We start from the raw sequence: 17,547 nt of genomic DNA, 5'->3' as shown, positions 1-17,547 counted from the left end.
GTGTGGAACGGCCGGTGTGCCGGCCGCGACGTCAGTGCTGCCCGAACAGCGTCGCGAGCCGATCGACCGCTTCTTCGAGCCGCGAGTAGGCCGTTGCATAGGACAGACGGATATAGTCGCGTGGCGCATGGACACCGAAGTCCATGCCGGGCACCAGCACGACACCCGCGTCGTGCAGCATTGCCTGCGTGAGCGCGGCGCTGTCGCCGGCGGCCGGGTGGGCGACGCCGCCGCAATGCGCATACACGTAGAACGCACCGTCCGGCATCACCGGAACCGTGAAGCCGAGCCGTTCGAGCGCCGGTGCGATGAAATCGCGGCGGCGCTTGAATTCGAGCCGGCGCGCTTCGTAGATGTCGAGCGTGGCCGGCTCGAAGCACGCGAGTGCCGCGTGCTGCGCAAGTGCGGACGGGCAGATGAACAGGTTCTGCGCAAGCTTTTCGAACGTACCGACCAGCGCGGGCGGCACGACGAGCCAGCCGAGCCGCCAGCCGGTCATGCTGAAATACTTCGAGAAGCTGTTCACCGTGATGACATCGTCGCCGAACGACAGCGCCGACACGGGCGCAGCGTCGTAGCTGAGCCCCTGATAGATCTCGTCGACGATCGTGAAGCCGCCGCGTGCGCGCACGGCTTCGACGATCCGCTTCAGTTCGTCCGGCTCGAGCGACGTGCCGGTCGGGTTCGACGGCGACGCGAGCAGCACGCCGCGCGTGCGGTCGCCCCAGCGCGTGCGGACGTCGTCCTCGGTGAGCTGGAAGCGCGCGTCCGGGCCGCTCGGCACGAGCACCGCGCGGCCTTCGGCCGCCGCGACGAAGTGCCGGTTGCACGGATACGACGGGTCGGGCATCAGCACCTCGTCGTCGCGGCCGACGAGTGCGAGGCACGCGAGCAGCAGCGCGGCCGACGCGCCGGCCGTCACGACGATCCGTTCGGGGCTGATCGTGAGGCCATACGCGCGCGCGTAGTGCGCGGCGATCGCCTCGCGCAGCGGCGCAATGCCGAGCGCGCTCGTGTACTGCGTGACGCCGCGGCGCAGCGCGGCCGCGGCCGCTTCGACGACAGGCTCCGGCGCGGTGAAATCCGGTTCGCCGATGCCCATGTGGATAACGTCGCGCCCGGACGACTCGAGCCGCTGTGCCTCCTTCATCAGTTCCATCACGTAGAAGGGCTGGATCGCGTCGACGCGTGCGGCGAGCGTGACGAGCGAATCGGCGGTGGTATTCATCGGTCGGGCGGGGCGGGGGAGAGAATGAAAAACGGGCGCTTGCGCGCCCGTGGACAAACAAACGGTATCAGCCGTTGCGGCGCGCCTGCGTTTCGGCGGGGCGCAGCTTCGCGGCGAGCTTGTCGAGCACGCCGTTCACGTACTTGTAGCCGTCGGAGCCGCCGAACGTCTTCGCGAGTTCGACCGCTTCGTTGATGATCACGCGATACGGCGTTTCGACGTGGTGCGTGAGCTCGAACGTCGCGATCAGCAACACGGCGCGTTCGACCGGCGACAACTGCTCGATCGGACGGTCCAGCGACGGCGTCAGCGCTTCGACGAGTGTCGCGTGCTCGCGGATCACGCCGTGCAGGATGGCTTCGAGCAGCTCCTTGTCAGCCTTGTCGTAACCGAGCGCGCCGCGCAGTTGCGCGTCGATCTCGCCGGAGGGCGCGTTCGACAGCAGCCACTGATACAGGCCCTGCGTCGCCAGCTCGCGCGATTGTCGGCGGGCGCTCTTCTTCATGCGCGCTCCTCTTCGTCGTCTTCGTCCTCTTCTTCATCCTCGTCGTCGTCGCCGAGTTGGTCGAGCGCCATCGTCAGGTTGGCCATCTCGACGGCGACGCGTGCGGCGTCACGACCCTTTTCGGTCATGCGCGCGACGGCCTGCTCGTCGTTTTCGGTCGTCAGGACCGCGTTCGCGATCGGCAGGTTGAAGTCGAGGCCGATGCGGGTGATGCCCGCGCCGCTCTCGTTCGACACGAGTTCGAAGTGGTAGGTCTCGCCGCGGATCACCGCGCCGAGCGCGATCAGCGCGTCGAACTGGCCGCTTTCCGCGAGCTTCTGCAGCGCGAGCGGGATTTCCAGCGCGCCGGGCACCGACACGAGCAGCACGTCTTCACCGGTGACGCCGAGGCGCTCCAGTTCTTCGACGCACGCGTCGGCGAGACCGTTGCACACGGGTTCGTTGAAGCGCGATTGCACGATGCCGATACGCAGGCCGTCGCCTTCGAGATTCGGTTGGTATTGTCCGATTTCCATGATCTTGTCCGTGGTGTGGATGAACGGTTATAGGGCGAAAGCGCCGTGGCGGGTTACGCGTGGGACGCCGGGCAGGACTTGGCTTCGCCGCCGGGCATCGGAATGAAGCCCGTGACTTCGAGGCCGTAGCCGGACATGCTGCCCAGCTTGCGCGGATTCGACAGCACCTGCATCTTGCCGACGCCGACATCGCGCAGGATCTGCGCGCCGATGCCGAACGTCTTGAAATCGACCGGCCGGCGCTTCAGCGCAGCAGCCTTTTCTTCCTCGTCGAACGCCTTGAAGACGTCGATCAGGTGTTCCTTCGTGTCGCCGCAGTTGAGCAGCACGATCACGCCGAGGTCGCGCTCCGCGATCTCGCGCATCGCGGCGTCGAGCGTCCACGAGTGCGTCGACACGCCGGTTTCGAGCAGGTCGAGCACCGACAGCGGCTCGTGCACGCGCACCGGCGTATCGACGTCGGGCGACGGCGCGCCGCGCACCAGCGCGATGTGCGGCGAACCGCTCGGCTGGTCGCGGTACAGCACCGCGCGGAACGTGCCGTGCGCGGTCTGCATCGTGCGCTCGGCGATCCGCTCGATGATCGATTCGGTGCGGCTGCGATAGTGGATCAGGTCGGCGATCGTGCCGATCTTCAGGCCGTGTTCCTTCGCGAATTCGATCAGGTCGGGCAGGCGCGCCATCGTGCCGTCGTCCTTGATGATCTCGCAGATCACCGCGGCCGGCGTGAGGCCCGCAAGCGCGGTGAAGTCGCAGCCGGCCTCGGTATGGCCCGCGCGCACGAGCACGCCGCCCGGCTGCGCCATGATCGGGAACACGTGGCCCGGCTGCACGATGTGCTCGGGACGCACGTCGTGCGCGACCGCCGTGGCGATCGTGTGCGCACGGTCGGCGGCCGAGATGCCGGTCGTCACGCCTTCGGCCGCTTCGATGCTGACCGTGAACGCGGTGCCGTATTGCGTGCCGTTGCGGTAGGTCATCAGCGGCAGGTGCAGCTGCTTGCAGCGTTCCTGCGTCAACGTCAGACAAACCAGGCCGCGGCCGTACCTGGCCATGAAGTTGATCGCTTCCGGCGTGACGAATTCGGCGGCGATCACGAGGTCGCCCTCGTTTTCGCGGTCTTCTTCGTCGACCAGGATCACCATCCGGCCGGCTTTCAGCTCGGCGATGATGTCGAGCGTGGAGGCGAGCGTCATAAGGGGGCGAGAAAGAGGAAAGTGCGTATTTTACGCCAGCCGGACGGCGTTTCGGCTGGCGCGGGTTGCGCTCGGCCGGCAAGCGCTCCGGAAGGCGGTGCGGCCGGCCTGCGCGGCAGGCCCGGCCGGGCCGCCGCGCGTCATGCGTGCAAGTCGCGCCCGCCGAGGTAGTCGAGCTTGCCGAGCTCGACGCCGCTGTGGCGCAGGATGTCGTACGCGGTCGTCACGTGGAAGAAGAAGTTGGGCAGCACGAAGTTCAGCAGGTACGACTGGCCGGTGAACTCGATCGGGCCGACGCGCATCTTCAGCACGATCTGGCGCGCCTCGCTGCCGTCGATCTGCGCGGCGTCGAAGCTTTTCAGGTAGTCGATCGTCTTCTGGATGCGCGCGTGCAGTTCGTCGAAGGTCTGCTCGACGTCCGGGTAGCTCGGGATCTCGGCGCCGGCGAGCCGCGCGGCGCAGCCCTTGGCCGTGTCGGTCGCGATGTAGACCTGGCGGACGAGCGGCAGCATGTCCGGGTAGAGGCGCGCGCCGACGAACACCGACGGGTCGATCTGCTTCTCGGCCGCGTGCGCCTGCGCCTTGCCGAGGATGTGCTGCAGGTTGGTCAGGCCGCGGATCAGGACGGGCAGCGAAGCCTGGTACATCGAGATGGACATGGGAACGACTCCTGTGGGAAGAGGGGCGGCCGGTGCGCGGCGCGTCGTGCGTTGCGGCGTTGAAACCGCTGTCGACGCATCTTAGCGCGGCGGCGTGACCCGTGCGCGTCGTTGGCCGTTCGGCCGAGGATCGGGCCCGCGGGTCGACGAGCGGATGCGACGGGGAATCGTATCGATGGACCGCAGATATCGGAATCGACCGGCCGACGGGACAGGCTGCGGTTTGATATGGGGCCAGGACGTCGCCCCGTCATCGACGAGGCAGTGAAGCGCTGAACGGCGGATCGCCCGACGAGGCGGCAACGCGCTCATGGAGCGGCTCGCCGGTACACGTAGCGGTTCGCGCACGGCGGCCGGTGTGGGCAGAAAACGGCGGCGATGCGGACCCGGCCGGCCGGGGGCCGAACCGCCGGCCGCGATTCTCAAGAAAGCACGAAAAAGGACGATCAGTCCTGATGCACGCCTTGCGACGTCGACAGCATTCGCTCCACATACCGCGCAATCATGTCGACTTCGAGATTGACCTTGTCGCCGGCCTTCAGGTGACGCAGCGTCGTGACCTCGACCGTGTGCGGAATCAGGTTGATCGAGAATTCGCAGCCGTCCGCGCGATCGTCGACCGTGTTGACGGTCAGGCTCACGCCGTTGACCGTGATCGACCCCTTGTACGCAAGATAGCGGCCCAGCTCGCGCGGCGCGACGATCCGCAGCTCGTGCGACTCGCCGACCGGCGCGAAGCGCGACACGGTGCCGAGGCCGTCGACGTGGCCCGACACGATGTGCCCGCCGAGGCGGTCGTGCGCGCGCAGTGCCTTCTCGAGGTTCACTTCGCCGGGCTGGGCGAGGCCGACCGTGCGGTTCAGGCTTTCGCGCGACACGTCGACGTCGAACGCGACGTCGGTCTTTTCGATCACCGTCATGCACGCGCCCTGGATCGCGATGCTGTCGCCCAGCGCGACATCGGCGAGATCGAGCCCGCCGGCCAGCACGGTCAGGCGCACACCTGCATCGGCCGACGTGCCGAGCGGATCGATCGATTCGATGCGGCCGACGGCCGCGACAATTCCGGTAAACATCGTGACGGTCCCGTTCAGTGCGTGGCGTCGGGTGGCGCGACACGCGCCAGGATCCGCAGATCGTCGCCGATCCGCTCGATGCCGTGGAACGACAGTCGCGTGCGTGCGTCGAGGCTCGCCGGCGCGGCGAGGTCGAACATGCCGGCCGCGTCGGCGCCCAGCAGGCTCGGCGCGAGATAGACGAGCAATTCGTCGACGCATTGCTCGCGCAGCAGCGAGCCGTTCAGCTTGTGGCCGGCCTCGACGTGCAGTTCGTTGACGCCGCGCGCGCCGAGCGCCGCGAGCATCGCGGGCAGGTCGACCTTGCCGTGCGCATTCGCGAGCGACACGATTTCCGCGCCGCGCGCCTTCAGCACGTTCGCGCGCATTTCGCCGCTCGCGTCGAGCCGGCCGCAGAAGATCAGCAGCGGCGCGCCCTCGAGCAGTCGCGCGTCGAGCGGCAGGTCGAGGCGGCTGTCGACCAGGATGCGCTGCGGCTGGCGCGGCGTGTCGATGCCGCGCACGGTCAGCAGCGGGTTGTCCTCGCGCACGGTGCCGATGCCGGTGAGGATCGCGCAGGCGCGCGCACGCCACGCGTGCCCGTCGAGGCGCGCGGCCTCGCCGGTGATCCATTGGCTTTCGCCGGACGGCAGCGCGGTGCGGCCGTCGAGCGACGCGGCGGTCTTCATCCGCACCCACGGACGGCCGCGCGTCATCCGCGACACGAAGCCGATGTTCAGTTCGCCGGCTTCGTGCGCGAGCAGCCCGCAGCGCACGTCGATGCCCGCGTCGCGCAGCATGCCGAGGCCGCGCCCCGACACCTGCGGATTCGGGTCTTCCATCGCGGCGACGACCTTCGCGACGCGCGCTTCGCTCAGCGCGTTCGCGCACGGCGGCGTGCGGCCGAAATGGCTGCACGGCTCGAGCGTCACGTAGACGGTCGAGCCCGCGACGTCGTGGCCGCGCGAGCGCGCGTCCTTCAGCGCCTGCACTTCCGCGTGGTCCTGGCCGGCCGGCTGCGTGAAGCCTTCGCCGATCACGTCGCCGTCCTTGACGATCACGCAGCCGACGCGCGGATTCGGCGCCGTCGTATACATGCCGCGCGCGGCGAGCGCGAGCGCGCGCTCCATGTGGGCGAAATCGGTATCCGAGAACATGCGCGCGGCCCCCGGTCAGGCGGCGAGTGCCGCGAACGCGCGGCGTGCGGCCGCGAGCGTCGCGTCGATCACCGCGTCGTCGTGCGTGCTCGACACGAAGCCGGCTTCGTATGCGGACGGCGCGAAGTACACGCCCTCGTCGAGCATCAGGTGGAAGAAGCGGTTGAAGCGTCCGGTGTCGCTCTTCGTGACTTCCGCGAAGCTGGTCGGCACGCGCTCGGCGAAGTAGAGGCCGAACATCGCGCCGATCGAGTCGGCCGCGAACGGCACGCCGGCCGCGCGCGCTTCGGCCGCGAGGCCGTCGGCGAGACGCTTCGTCTGCGCGGTGAGCGCATCGTAGAAGCCGGGCGCCTGGATCAGTTGCAGCGTCTTCAGGCCCGCGGCGACCGCGATCGGGTTGCCCGACAGCGTGCCGGCCTGGTAGACGCCGCCGAGCGGCGCAAGGTGGGCCATGATGTCGCGGCGGCCGCCGAACGCGGCGGCCGGCATCCCGCCGCCGATCACCTTGCCGAGGCAGGTGAGGTCGGCCGTGATCCCGTAGTACGCCTGCGCGCCGCCGAGCGCGACGCGGAAACCGCACATCACCTCGTCGAAGATCAGCACGGCGCCGTGCTTCGTGCACAGCGCGCGCAGCGCGTTCAGGAATTCGGGCGTGCCGCGCACGAGGTTCATGTTGCCCGCGACGGGCTCGACGATCACCGCGGCGATCTCGTCGCCGAACGCGCCGAATGCTTCCTCGAGCGCGGCGACGTTGTTGTATTCGAGGACGGTCGTGTGCTTCGCGATGTCGGCGGGCACGCCGGCCGACGTCGGGTTGCCGAACGTCAGCAGGCCGGAGCCGGCCTTCACGAGCAGGCTGTCCGCGTGGCCGTGGTAGCAGCCCTCGAACTTGACGATGCGGCTGCGGCCCGTGAAGCCGCGCGCGAGACGCAGCGCGCTCATCGTGGCCTCGGTGCCGCTCGACACCATCCGCACCTGCTCGATCGACGGCACGAGTTTGCAGATTTCCTCGGCGATCTCGATCTCGGCCTCGGTCGGCGCGCCGAACGAGAAGCCGTCGGCGAGCACGTTCTGCACGGCCGACAGCACGTCCGGATGGACGTGGCCGACGATCATCGGGCCCCACGAGCCGATGTAGTCGATGTACTGCTTGCCGTCGGCATCCCAGAAATACGGACCTTGCGCGCGCGCGACGAAACGCGGCGTGCCGCCGACCGAACGGAATGCGCGCACCGGCGAGTTGACGCCGCCGGGAATGGTCTTCTGGGCGCGTTCGAAAAGGATCTGATTATTGGACATGGGCGAAACCTGCGAGAGAAGGGCGCGGGGGCCTGTGCACGGGCCGCGGCGCCTGGGCGGAACGATCGTCTGATTGTACCGGAGACGCGCGCGGCGGGCCCGCGCGACGGTCTGCGGCCTTTCGGCACGTGGGCTGGAAAGGAGGGCCCGATTTGTCCCGGCGATCGGCCCGGTTATCGCGGGGGCTTGCGCTTGCCGGTCAGCTCCGCCCAACGCTTCTCGAGCGGGCCTTCGACCATCGGCTTGATCGACGTGCCGGAGCTCTGCGCATCCCAGGTCTGCACCGAGTACGGGTGGACGCGCAGCGCGTCGCGCGCGATCACGACGTCCCGGTGCGCGTCGACCAGCCAGTCGTACACGAAGTCGATGCACAGCCGGTAACCGCGCTTCGTCGACGGATCGGGCACTTCGTACGGCGCGCGTGTCACGTAGCCGGAGCCGAACACGCCCTTGGGCTCCTTCGCGACGCGGTGCAGGAACACGCGGTCGCCCGGCAGGATGCCGCGTGCGAAGCCGCAGCCCCACACGTCATGCACGGCCTCGCCGGCCTTCACGCGCGCGGCGACGTCGGGCAGCTCGGGCCATGGCCATTTCTTGGGGCTCCAGATCAGCAGGAAAGCGGTCATCGTTCGGTCGTGCGTCGAATTGGTCAGACAAGAGAAGCGGGCAGCAGCAAGCTTAATCGAATCCGCGCGCGATCCCACGCGTCGCGTCGGCGTTTCCCGTCCTGCTGCCTGACACCGCCCTCAGCACGTAAAAAAGTTGCGCGTACAATCATGGGCCTGAGCGCGCCGTCCGCGGCGCGGCCTCCCGTCTTCACCGCCACGCGCGCCCCGATGCGCGCGGGCTCCATTCCGGATACCCATGTCTCACGTCGTCCGGCGCCGGCCCGATGCCCGGCTGATCCTGTTGCTCGGCGCGCTCGCCGCCTGCGGGCCGATCGCCACCGACATGTACCTGCCGAGTCTGCCGTCGATCGCCGACGGCTTCTCCGTCAGCCCCGGCGCCGCGCTGCGCACGCTGACGAGCTTCATGGCCGGCTTCTCGGTCGGCATGCTGCTGTACGGCCCGCTGTCCGACACGTGGGGCCGCCGCCCCGTGCTACTCGGCGGCATCGCGCTGTTCACGCTCGCGAGCATCGGCTGCTTCGTGTCGGGCTCGATCGACATGCTGATCGTCGTGCGCTTCCTGCAGGCGCTCGGCGCCGGCGCCGCGTCGGTGCTGGCCCGCGCGATCGCGCGCGACGCGCACGAGCCGAGCGACGCGGCGAAGGTGCTGTCGATGGTCGCGATCGTCACCGCGGTCGGGCCGCTGCTCGCGCCGCTGATCGGCGGCCAGATCCTGCGCTTCTCGGGCTGGCGCGGCGTGTTCGTCGTGCTGGCCGTGTTCGGCGCGGTGTGCGCGGCGACCGCGTACCTGCGCGTGCCCGAAACCTGGCCGAAGGAGCGGCGCAAGAGCACGGCCGTGCTCGCGTCGTTCGCGTCGTACGGGCGCATCCTGTCCGACCCCGTCGCATGGGGGCACATGCTGTGCGGCGGCATGGCATTCGCGTCGATGTTCTCGTACATCACCGCGACGCCGTTCGTGTACATCGAGTATTTCCATGTGTCGCCGCAGCACTATGGGCTGCTGTTCGGCCTGAACGTCGTCGGGATCATGATCGGCAACTTCGCGAACACGCGGCTCGTCGGCCGCGTCGGCTCGCTGCGCATCATCGCGGCCGCGTCGCTCGTGAGCTGCATCGCGTCGCTCGCGGTCGCGCTCGTCGCGCTGACCGGGTGGGGCGGGCTGTGGTCGATCGTCGTGTGCCTGTTCTTCGTCGTCGGCGTGGTCGGGATCCTGTCCGCGAACTGCACGACCGACCTCATGCATCGCTATCCGCACAACGCGGGCGCGTCGGCGGCCGTGTTCGGCGCGATGCAGCTCGCGCTCGGCGCGCTCGCGAGCGTCGCGATCGGCGCACTCGCGGACGGCACGCCGTTCGCGATGGGCGTGACGATCGGCGTCACGGGCATCCTGTGTTTCGCCGGACGCATCCTCGTGCTGCGCTGGCACGGGCGGCCGGTGAAAGCGGGCGCCTGAACCGGCGCAGCCGGGCGGCACAACGAAAAACGCCACCGCGCGCGATGCGCCGGTGGCGTTTTTTTTGAAGTGCGGGAGGCGGCCGACGCCGCGCTGTGCATCAGTCCCGCGCGACGTCCTTCGCCGCCGGCGACGCGCCGTGGCTCAGCCAGTCGAGCACGTCGGCCGTTTCGTCGTCGCTTGCGCGCGCCTTCGCCTGCGCGACGGCCTCGGGCAGTTCGCCGTTCGGCGACGCGCGGCGGATCGCGACGCCCACCGCGAGGATGTCGATCATCAGCAGATGCAGGATCCGCGAGATCATCGACAGTTGCGACTCGCGCATCTCGATGTGGTCGGTTTCGAGCGCGACGGTCGCGCGCTTCGCGAGCGGCGTGTTGCTCGACGTGATCGCGATCACCTTCGCGCCGGCCTGCATCGCGACGTCGAGCACGCGCAGCAACTCGGGCGCGCGCCCCGACTTCGACACCGCGACGATCACGTCGCCCTTGCCGAGCAGTGCGGCCGACGCGGCCTGCATGTACAGGTCGCCGTACGCGATCGTCGGAATCCCGAAGCGGAAGAACTTGTAGTGCGCGTCCTGCGCGACGATGTTCGAGTTGCCGAGCCCGTAGAACTCGATGCGCCGCGCGCCGTTCAGGATCTCGATCGCGTTCTCGACATGCTCGAAGTTCAGGTGCTCGCGCAACTGCAGGATCGCCGACACCGTGTTGTCGAGCACCTTCGCGCCGAAGTCGGTGGCCGTGTCGCCGAGATGCACCTGGCTGTGGCTCATCGGGATCGTGCCGGTGAGGCCGGTGGCGAGCTTCAGCTTGAAGTCCGACAGCCCCTGGCAGCCGAGCGAGCGGCAGAAGCGGATCACGGTCGGCTGGCTCACGTCGGCCTTGCGCGCGATGTCGACGATCGGATCGTTGATGATCGAGCGCGGATGGTTCAGCGCGAGATCGGCGACGCGGCGCTCGGCCGGCGTCAGCGCATCGCGCATCTGGCGGATCCGCTCGAATACGGCCGACGACGCGCCGCCCGAGCGGTTCGACAGCTGCTCCGCGAGGATCGCCGACACGCCGAGGAATGCCGGGTATTCGGCGGTGATCAGGTAGGTCGGGATGTTCTCGAGATAGTGCGTGAAGCGGCCCTTCGCCTCGAAGCGCGCGCGGAACGACGAGCGCGTGAACAGTTCGCCGAGCTTCAGCGCGACGCCGCCGCCGATGTACACGCCGCCGAGCGCGCCGAGCGTCAGCGCGACGCTGCCGGCGAACGCGCCGAGAATCCCGCAGAAGCATTCGACCGTCTCGAGCGCGAGCGCTTCGCCGGCATGTGCGCGCTCGACGATCTCGACCGTGTCGACGCTTGCGGCGACGCGCTTCTTGTCGCGCGCGGCGAGCGCGCGATAGATGATCTCCATGCCGGGGCCCGCGCACACGCGCTCGAACGACACGTGCGGAAACTTCTTGCGCGCGTACTGCAGCACCAGGTCCTCGCGCTCGTCCTGCGGCGCGAACGACGCGTGGCCACCCTCGCTGCCGAGTGCGATCCAGCGGTCGTCGGCCGGAATCAGCCCCGACACGCCGAGCCCGGTGCCGGGCCCGAGCAGCCCGATCACGCTGTTCTGGCGGCGCGTGCCGCCGCCGACCTGCACGCGCTGCGCGTCGGTCAGGCCCGGCAGCGCCATCGCGAGCGCAGTGAAATCGTTGACGACGAGCAGCGTGTCGAAACCGAGCGCACGGCGCGTCGCCTCGATCGAGAAGCTCCAGTCGTGGTTGGTCATCGTGACCTGGTCGCCGTCGACCGGATTGGCGATCGCGATCGCCGCGTGGTTCACGCGGCTGATCTTCACGTCCTTCAGGTACTTGCGGATCGCGTCGGTGATCGTCGGATAGTCGGTGCCGGGATATACGCGGATCTGCGTGATCTCGCCCGGACCGGTTTCCAGCGCGAAGCGCGCGTTGGTGCCGCCGACGTCCGCGAGCAGGCGCGGGCCGTCGGCATGCTGACCCGCGACGACCGCCTTAGTTTGCGCACCAGTAGACATCGAGCTGGGTCCCCTTGTCGTTGGCCAGTTGGGAAATCGCGTTCTTCTGCATCGACGCGGCCGCGGCGTCGAGCACGGCGCGCTTGGCGGGGCCCGCGATCAGCAGGAACAGCCGGTCGACGCGCTTGAGCGCATCGAGCGAAAAGCTCACGCGCGCATGCGGCGCGGCGCCCGGATGCACGGCGACGAAACGCTCGGGCGTCGCGATCGCGTGGTCCCATTCGGGCGCGTCCGCGAAGATCGACGCGGTGTGGCCATCCTCGCCCATGCCGAGCACCGCGACGTTCGGCACGCGGTAGTCGGCGCTCGCGTTCAGCGCGGCGACGTGCGCGTCGAGCGTGGCGCGCGTGTCGACGAGCGGCAGGAAGCGGGCAGGGGCCGCCGCGTGCTGCAGCAGCGTGTCGCGCACGAGGTGCGCGTTGCTGGCCGCGTCGTCCTCCGGCACCCAGCGGTCGTCGACCAGCGTCACGTCGACGCCGGCCCAGTCGAGCGTGGCATGCGACAGCGTTTGCAGGAACGGGCGCGGGCTCGTGCCGCCGGACACCGCGAGCGTCGGGCGCACGGTGCCGGCGAGCGCGGCGCGCAGCGCATCGCCGACGGCGCGCGCAAGCGCTTCGCTTTGCGCTTCCTGGGTGTCGAAAGCGTGGATCTCGATCACATCTCCTCCGGACTGCTTTGTATGTTCAAATCGTACGAATCGTGGGGCACGTTGCCGCACGCAGTCACGCGCGCGGCAACGGCTTGCATCAGTTTTCTTCTTCGAGCCAGCAGGTGCCGTGCTGCGCGAGCATCGCGCTCGCCGCAGCCGGCCCCCACGTGCCCGCGGCGTACGGCTTCGGCGGCTTCAACGAGCGCGCCCATTCGTTCAGGATCGGCTCGACCCAGCGCCATGCGGCTTCCTGTTCGTCGCGCCGCACGAACAGCGCGAGCCGGCCGTTGATCACGTCGAGCAGCAGGCGCTGGTACGCCTCCATCTGCCCTTCCTTGAAGAACCGGTCGAACGCGAGGTCGAGGTGCACGCTCGCGAGGTTCATCCCTTCGCCGGGCTGCTTCGCGAGGCAGTACAGGCGGATCGTCTCGTTCGGCTGCAGCCGGATCACGAGGCGGTTCGAACCGGGACGCAGCGCGGTGGGCCCAAGCGCCGAATGCGGCACCGGGCGGAAGTTGACGACGATCTCCGCGACGCGGTCGGCGAGACGCTTGCCGGTGCGCAGGAAGAACGGCACGCCGGCCCAGCGCCAGTTCTCGATCTCGACCTTCAGCGCGACGAAGGTTTCGGTCTGGCTGTCGGGCTTCACGCCCGGCTCGGTCGCGTAGGCCGGCACCTGCGCGCCCTTGATCACGCCCGCATGATACTGGCCGCGCACGGCAACCTTGCCGATCTCGCGCGGATCGACCGGCTTCAGCGCGCGCAGCACGCGCAGCTTCTCGTCGCGCACCGAGTCGGAATCCATCGAGTGCGGCGGCTCCATCGCGACGATCGACAGCAGCTGCAGCAGGTGGTTCTGCACCATGTCGCGCAGTGCGCCGGTGTTGTCGTAGAAATCGCCGCGCGCTTCGACGCCGAGCTCCTCGGCGATCGTGATCTGGATGCTCTCGACCCATTCGCGGCGCCACAGCGGCTCGAACAGCGCATTGCCGAAGCGCAGCGCGAGCAGGTTCTGCACCGGCTCCTTGCCGAGGTAGTGGTCGATCCGGTAGATCTGGCCTTCAGCGAAGATCTCGCCGACCGCGTCGTTGATCGCATTCGACGAGCGCAGGTCGTAGCCGAGCGGCTTCTCGAGCACGATGCGCGAGCCTTCGCTCAGGCCGACCGACGCGAGCGCGTTGCAGATCGGCACGAACAGCGACGGGCCCGTCGCCAGATAGAACACGCGGATGCCGGGCAGCGACGCGATCGCATCGCGCAGCACGGCGTAGTCTTCCGCGCGGCCGAGATCGAGCTTCACGTACTCGATGCGCTGGAGAAAGGACTTCCACGCGGCTTCGTCGAAGGCCTTGCCGGCCGCCTTGACCGCATGCGGCTTCACATGCGTGTCGACCCACTCGAGATAACCCGCCTGATCCGATTCGTGCCGCGCCACGGCGACGATCCGGCCGCTCTCCGCCAGCATGTTCGCACGATGCGCTTCGAACAGCGCAGGCAGGATCTTGCGCATCGACAGATCGCCGGTGCCGCCGAAAAGTACGAAGGTAAAGCTGGAATCGGTATGCATGTGTCTCCGCCGGGTTTTGGGGTGCTGGGAAGCAATCCGTAGTGCGATAAAAATATTTTTGACACTGAATTGTAGTTTAACTACAATCCGCCGCAAGGGGTAGCACCTGGGTGAAGAAAAAAAGAAGTGCGGTCGATGAACTGCGCGAGCTTCGCCTTCGGGAGCGCCTTGTGCCGAATGTTATCGGACATTGACGGCGCGCATCGTCCGCGCACCGTTGGCCCCGGGCTCGCGTCGCATCATCGCGGCGGGCCAGAAACACAAAGAGGAGACACGCCGTTGAATCTCGATTCACGCTTTCTGTAAGAGCCCGGCCGGTCATCGGCCCCGTACGCTGCATGCGTCCCGCGGCTCGATTTCCCCGTCGTTATCAAGAAGCCGGTTCCCGGTCAGGGAACCTCACGAGTTGATTCAGTCTGGAGGAGATAAGTAATGAAAGTTCGCTCGATCATGGGTGCGCTCTGCGCGGCAGGTCTGATGGCTGGCGCCGTGGCGGCGCAGGCAGCCGAGAATGTAACGGTGCTGCACTGGTGGACCTCGGGCGGCGAGTCGAAGGCCGTCGGCGTGCTGAAGGACGACCTGCAGAAGCAGGGCTACGTGTGGAAGGACTTCGCGGTCGCGGGCGGCGCGGGCGCCGCGGCGATGACCGCGCTGAAGACCAAGGTGATCAGCGGCGACGCACCGTCGGCCGCACAGATCAAGGGCCCGCTGATCCAGGACTGGGCCGACCAGGGCGTGCTCGTCAACATCGATTCCGCCGCCGCCGACTGGAAGCAGACCCTGCCGCCGGAAATCGACAAGATCATCAAGTACAAGGGCCACACCGTCGCCGCGCCGTTCTCGGTGCACCGCGTGAACTGGCTGTACATCAACAAGGCCGCGCTCGACAAGATCGGCGCGAAGGTGCCGACCACCTGGCCTGAATTCTTCGCGGTGGCCGACAAGCTGAAGGCCGCGGGCATCCAGCCGGTCGCGATGGGCGGCCAGCCGTGGCAGGACCTGACGCTGTGGGAAGACGTCGTGCTGTCGCAGGGCCCGGCGTTCTACAAGAAGGCGCTGGTCGATCTCGACCAGGCGACGCTGACGTCGCCGCAGATGCTGTCCGTGTTCGACACGGTGCGCAAGATCCAGGGCTACTTCGATACGGGCCGTAACGGCCGCGACTGGAACCTCGCGACCGCGATGGTCATCAACGGCAAGGCCGGCATGCAGTTCATGGGCGACTGGGCGAAGGGCGAGTTCGAGAACGCGGGCAAGAAGGCGGGCAAGGACTACATCTGCGCGGCGGTGCCGGGCACCGCGAATTCGTACACGTTCAACGTCGATTCGTTCGTATTCTTCCAGCAGAAGGGCGACAAGGCCGCGACGGCCGGCCAGCTCGCGCTCGCGAAGACGATCATGACGCCGGACTTCCAGGAGCAGTTCAGCCTGCTGAAGGGCTCGGTGCCGGTGCGCCTCGGCGTGAAGATGGACAAGTTCGACGACTGCGCGAAGAAGTCGTATGCCGACGAGCAGACCGCGATCAAGTCGGGCGGCTTCGTGCCGTCGCTCGCACACGGGATGGCGCAGAGCGATGCGACCGCCGGCGCGATCACGGACGTCGTGACGAAGTTCATGAACTCGCAGCAGGATTCGAAGAGCGCGGTCGCCGCGCTCGCGAAGGCCGCGAAGGTCAAGTAACGCACGACAGGCGCCCGGCCGGACACGCTTCATCGGCCGGGCGTTTTTGCAAGTGCAGCAAACGGGCTCGCCCGCGAGCCCGTGCCGTACCCGGCGCCGGCCCGGCCTGCGCCGCCCTCGTTCCAGGAGTCGAATCAAGTGGCTGCCCCTCTTAGCGGAAACGGATCCGGCGGTGCCGATGCACGGCGTACGTCGCCGATGTCGGCCCTCGCCGATCGCTGGATTCCGAAGCTCGTGCTTGCGCCGAGCGTCGCGATCGCCGTGGTGTTCATCTACGGCTTCATCCTGATTACCGGCTATCTGTCGCTGACCAACTCGCGACTGTTGCCGAACTACGAATTCGACGGCTTCGGCCGTTACTCGGACCTGTTCCAGAACGACGTGTGGTGGACCTCCGCCGCGAACCTCGGCTGGTTCGGGATTCCGTTCATCGCGATCTGCGTCGCGCTCGGGCTGTTCCTCGCGATCCTGCTCGACCAGCGGATTCGCAACGAAGGCGCGCTGCGCGCGATCTTCCTGTACCCGATGGCGCTGTCGTTCATCGTCACCGGCACCGCTTGGCAGTGGATCCTGAACCCGGGCCTCGGCCTCGAGAAGGTGATGCACGACTGGGGCTGGACGAGTTTCTCGTTCGGCTGGCTCGACGATCCGGACAAGGCGATCTTCTGCGTGGTGGTCGCGGCCGTGTGGCAGTCGACCGGCTTCGTGATGGCGCTGTTCCTGGCAGGCCTGCGCGGTGTCGACGCGGAGATCTTCAAGGCCGCGCAGGTCGACGGCGCGACGCTGCCGACCATCTATCGCAAGATCGTGATCCCGAGCATGCGCCCGGTGTTCTTCTCGGTGCTGCTGATCCTCTGCCACATCACGATCAAGACCTTCGACCTCGTCGTCGCGCTGACGGCGGGCGGCCCGGGCACGTCGTCGTCGCTGCCGGCGATGTTCATGTATACGTTTTCGTTCAACCGCGGCCAGCTCGGGCTCGGCGCGGCGTCGTCGGTGATGATGCTCGCGACCGTGGTCGCGGTGCTGGTGCCGCTGATGTATATGGAATCGAGGAGCACCCGCAATGCAGCCTAAGATGACGATCAGCCGGGCAGTGATCTACGCGGCGCTGATCCTGTTCGCGCTGTATTTCCTGTTCCCGATCTACGTGATGCTGTCGACGTCGTTCAAGGACCTCGACCAGTTGCGCACCGGCAACCTGCTGACGCCGCCCACCAGCTGGACCGTCGAGCCGTGGGTGAAGGCGTGGAGCGGCGCGTGTACCGGCGTGCGCTGCGACGGGATGAAGCCGTTCTTCCTGAATTCGCTGCAGATGGTGATCCCGGCCGTGCTGATCTCGTCGCTGATCGGCGCGTTCAACGGCTACGTGCTCACGCACTGGCGCTTTCGCGGCGCGGACGCGCTGTTCACGATGATGCTGGTCGGCTGCTTCATCCCGTTCCAGGTGATCCTGCTGCCGATGGCGCGCCTGCAGGGGATGCTCGGCCTCGCCAACACGATTCCCGGCCTCGTGTTCGTGCACGTCGTGTACGGGATCGCGTTCACGACGATGTTCTTCCGCAACTTCTACGTGAGCGTGCCGTCCGAGCTCGTGAAGGCCGCGCGCATCGACGGCGCGGGCTTCTTCACGATCTTCACGAAGATCCTGCTGCCCGTGTCGCTGCCGATCTTCATGGTGTGCCTGATCTGGCAGTTCACGCAGATCTGGAACGACTTCCTGTTCGGGATCGTGTTCTCCGGCGTCGATTCGATGCCGATCACGGTGGCGCTGAACAACCTCGTCAACACGTCGACGGGCGTGAAGGAGTACAACGTCGACATGGCCGGCGCGATCATCGCCGCGCTGCCGACGCTGCTCGTCTACATCGTCGCCGGCCGCTACTTCGTGCGCGGGCTGACGGCGGGCGCGGTGAAGGGGTAGGC

The 17,547-nt window shown here is 67.8% G+C and carries 16 protein-coding genes; 4 read left to right on the top strand and 12 right to left on the bottom strand.

Going from position 1 to position 17,547, the window contains the following annotated elements; genetic code table 11:
• Positions 1 to 31 precede the first annotated feature (31 nt).
• The 9 genes from ACNQQL_RS17075 to ACNQQL_RS17035 all read right to left on the bottom strand — a co-directional run bounded on the left by ACNQQL_RS17075 (position 32) and on the right by ACNQQL_RS17035 (position 8,240).
• Positions 32 to 1,228 (bottom strand): pyridoxal phosphate-dependent aminotransferase, encoded by a 1,197-nt coding sequence (locus ACNQQL_RS17075; RefSeq protein WP_034182946.1) that lies wholly within the window; start codon positions 1,226 to 1,228, stop codon positions 32 to 34.
• A gap of 67 nt (positions 1,229 to 1,295) precedes the next feature.
• Positions 1,296 to 1,733 carry a transcription antitermination factor NusB gene (gene nusB / locus ACNQQL_RS17070; RefSeq protein WP_072436128.1) on the bottom strand — a complete coding sequence of 146 codons (438 nt, stop codon included), beginning with the start codon at positions 1,731 to 1,733 and terminating at the stop codon, positions 1,296 to 1,298.
• The gene (gene ribH / locus ACNQQL_RS17065) at positions 1,730 to 2,248 is read right to left on the bottom strand and encodes a 6,7-dimethyl-8-ribityllumazine synthase (protein WP_011351235.1); all 519 of its coding nucleotides are present in this window, start codon (positions 2,246 to 2,248) and stop codon (positions 1,730 to 1,732) included. The genes nusB and ribH overlap by 4 nt, the downstream gene beginning before the upstream one ends.
• Positions 2,249 to 2,301: 53 nt before the next feature.
• Positions 2,302 to 3,444, bottom strand: a complete 1,143-nt coding sequence (ribBA, locus tag ACNQQL_RS17060) for a bifunctional 3,4-dihydroxy-2-butanone-4-phosphate synthase/GTP cyclohydrolase II (RefSeq protein ID WP_347064835.1) — start codon at positions 3,442 to 3,444, stop codon at positions 2,302 to 2,304.
• 140 nt (positions 3,445 to 3,584) lie between these two features.
• Complete coding sequence (locus ACNQQL_RS17055; protein WP_175962608.1) at positions 3,585 to 4,103, bottom strand: DUF1993 domain-containing protein; 519 nt, start codon at positions 4,101 to 4,103, stop codon at positions 3,585 to 3,587.
• A gap of 446 nt (positions 4,104 to 4,549) precedes the next feature.
• On the bottom strand, positions 4,550 to 5,179 hold the full coding sequence (locus tag ACNQQL_RS17050) for a riboflavin synthase (RefSeq protein WP_347064834.1): 630 nt from the start codon (positions 5,177 to 5,179) through the stop codon (positions 4,550 to 4,552).
• A 14-nt stretch (positions 5,180 to 5,193) separates the two neighbouring features.
• Positions 5,194 to 6,315, bottom strand: a complete 1,122-nt coding sequence (ribD, locus tag ACNQQL_RS17045; protein WP_347064833.1) for a bifunctional diaminohydroxyphosphoribosylaminopyrimidine deaminase/5-amino-6-(5-phosphoribosylamino)uracil reductase RibD — start codon at positions 6,313 to 6,315, stop codon at positions 5,194 to 5,196.
• 15 nt (positions 6,316 to 6,330) lie between these two features.
• A complete protein-coding gene (hemL, locus tag ACNQQL_RS17040) occupies positions 6,331 to 7,614 on the bottom strand; it encodes a glutamate-1-semialdehyde 2,1-aminomutase (RefSeq protein WP_347064832.1) in 1,284 nt (427 codons plus the stop codon).
• A 173-nt stretch (positions 7,615 to 7,787) separates the two neighbouring features.
• On the bottom strand, positions 7,788 to 8,240 hold the full coding sequence (locus ACNQQL_RS17035) for a hypothetical protein (protein ID WP_072436123.1): 453 nt from the start codon (positions 8,238 to 8,240) through the stop codon (positions 7,788 to 7,790).
• Positions 8,241 to 8,478: 238 nt separating this feature from the next.
• Here ACNQQL_RS17035 and ACNQQL_RS17030 point away from each other — a divergent pair, with 238 nt between their 5' ends.
• Positions 8,479 to 9,696 (top strand): Bcr/CflA family multidrug efflux MFS transporter, encoded by a 1,218-nt coding sequence (locus tag ACNQQL_RS17030; RefSeq protein ID WP_347064831.1) that lies wholly within the window; start codon positions 8,479 to 8,481, stop codon positions 9,694 to 9,696.
• Between the two features lie 100 nt (positions 9,697 to 9,796).
• Here ACNQQL_RS17030 and ACNQQL_RS17025 read toward each other — a convergent pair whose 3' ends face one another.
• From ACNQQL_RS17025 to zwf, 3 genes are all read right to left on the bottom strand, one after another.
• Positions 9,797 to 11,725 (bottom strand): bifunctional transcriptional regulator/glucokinase, encoded by a 1,929-nt coding sequence (locus ACNQQL_RS17025; RefSeq protein WP_072436121.1) that lies wholly within the window; start codon positions 11,723 to 11,725, stop codon positions 9,797 to 9,799.
• Positions 11,703 to 12,383, bottom strand: a complete 681-nt coding sequence (gene pgl / locus ACNQQL_RS17020; RefSeq protein ID WP_347064830.1) for a 6-phosphogluconolactonase — start codon at positions 12,381 to 12,383, stop codon at positions 11,703 to 11,705. Before pgl ends, ACNQQL_RS17025 begins: the two co-directional genes overlap by 23 nt.
• Before the next feature lie 88 nt (positions 12,384 to 12,471).
• Positions 12,472 to 13,941 carry a glucose-6-phosphate dehydrogenase gene (zwf, locus tag ACNQQL_RS17015; protein ID WP_347064829.1) on the bottom strand — a complete coding sequence of 490 codons (1,470 nt, stop codon included), beginning with the start codon at positions 13,939 to 13,941 and terminating at the stop codon, positions 12,472 to 12,474.
• 432 nt (positions 13,942 to 14,373) lie between these two features.
• On the opposite strand from zwf, the gene ACNQQL_RS17010 reads away from it, so the two are divergent.
• The 3 genes from ACNQQL_RS17010 to ACNQQL_RS17000 all read left to right on the top strand — a co-directional run bounded on the left by ACNQQL_RS17010 (position 14,374) and on the right by ACNQQL_RS17000 (position 17,545).
• Positions 14,374 to 15,621, top strand: coding sequence for an ABC transporter substrate-binding protein (locus ACNQQL_RS17010; protein WP_347064828.1), 1,248 nt, complete (start codon positions 14,374 to 14,376; stop codon positions 15,619 to 15,621).
• Positions 15,622 to 15,759: 138 nt separating this feature from the next.
• Positions 15,760 to 16,698 carry a carbohydrate ABC transporter permease gene (locus ACNQQL_RS17005; protein ID WP_034182958.1) on the top strand — a complete coding sequence of 313 codons (939 nt, stop codon included), beginning with the start codon at positions 15,760 to 15,762 and terminating at the stop codon, positions 16,696 to 16,698.
• Positions 16,688 to 17,545 (top strand): carbohydrate ABC transporter permease, encoded by an 858-nt coding sequence (locus ACNQQL_RS17000; RefSeq protein WP_072436117.1) that lies wholly within the window; start codon positions 16,688 to 16,690, stop codon positions 17,543 to 17,545. The genes ACNQQL_RS17005 and ACNQQL_RS17000 overlap by 11 nt, the downstream gene beginning before the upstream one ends.
• Positions 17,546 to 17,547: the final 2 nt, after the last annotated feature.

Origin of the sequence: Burkholderia sp. LFS061, from assembly GCF_047978125.1 — a bacterium.
In the GTDB taxonomy this organism is placed as follows: Bacteria; Pseudomonadota; Gammaproteobacteria; order Burkholderiales; family Burkholderiaceae; genus Burkholderia; species Burkholderia pyrrocinia_C.
Note: the sequence above shows the minus strand (reverse complement) of the source record. Positions and strands in the feature narration are given on the sequence as shown.

Coding starts and splice junctions, on each gene's coding strand:
- ACNQQL_RS17050 (WP_347064834.1), bottom strand. CDS start 5,179: ATGTTTACCGGAATTGTCGCGGCCGTCGGCCGCATCGAATCGATCGAT.
- nusB (WP_072436128.1), bottom strand. CDS start 1,733: ATGAAGAAGAGCGCCCGCCGACAATCGCGCGAGCTGGCGACGCAGGGC.
- ACNQQL_RS17025 (WP_072436121.1), bottom strand. CDS start 11,725: ATGTCTACTGGTGCGCAAACTAAGGCGGTCGTCGCGGGTCAGCATGCC.
- ribBA (WP_347064835.1), bottom strand. CDS start 3,444: ATGACGCTCGCCTCCACGCTCGACATCATCGCCGAGCTGAAAGCCGGC.
- ACNQQL_RS17000 (WP_072436117.1), top strand. CDS start 16,688: ATGCAGCCTAAGATGACGATCAGCCGGGCAGTGATCTACGCGGCGCTG.
- hemL (WP_347064832.1), bottom strand. CDS start 7,614: ATGTCCAATAATCAGATCCTTTTCGAACGCGCCCAGAAGACCATTCCC.
- ACNQQL_RS17010 (WP_347064828.1), top strand. CDS start 14,374: ATGAAAGTTCGCTCGATCATGGGTGCGCTCTGCGCGGCAGGTCTGATG.
- ACNQQL_RS17075 (WP_034182946.1), bottom strand. CDS start 1,228: ATGAATACCACCGCCGATTCGCTCGTCACGCTCGCCGCACGCGTCGAC.
- ribH (WP_011351235.1), bottom strand. CDS start 2,248: ATGGAAATCGGACAATACCAACCGAATCTCGAAGGCGACGGCCTGCGT.
- ACNQQL_RS17035 (WP_072436123.1), bottom strand. CDS start 8,240: ATGACCGCTTTCCTGCTGATCTGGAGCCCCAAGAAATGGCCATGGCCC.
- ribD (WP_347064833.1), bottom strand. CDS start 6,315: ATGTTCTCGGATACCGATTTCGCCCACATGGAGCGCGCGCTCGCGCTC.
- ACNQQL_RS17055 (WP_175962608.1), bottom strand. CDS start 4,103: ATGTCCATCTCGATGTACCAGGCTTCGCTGCCCGTCCTGATCCGCGGC.
- zwf (WP_347064829.1), bottom strand. CDS start 13,941: ATGCATACCGATTCCAGCTTTACCTTCGTACTTTTCGGCGGCACCGGC.
- ACNQQL_RS17030 (WP_347064831.1), top strand. CDS start 8,479: ATGTCTCACGTCGTCCGGCGCCGGCCCGATGCCCGGCTGATCCTGTTG.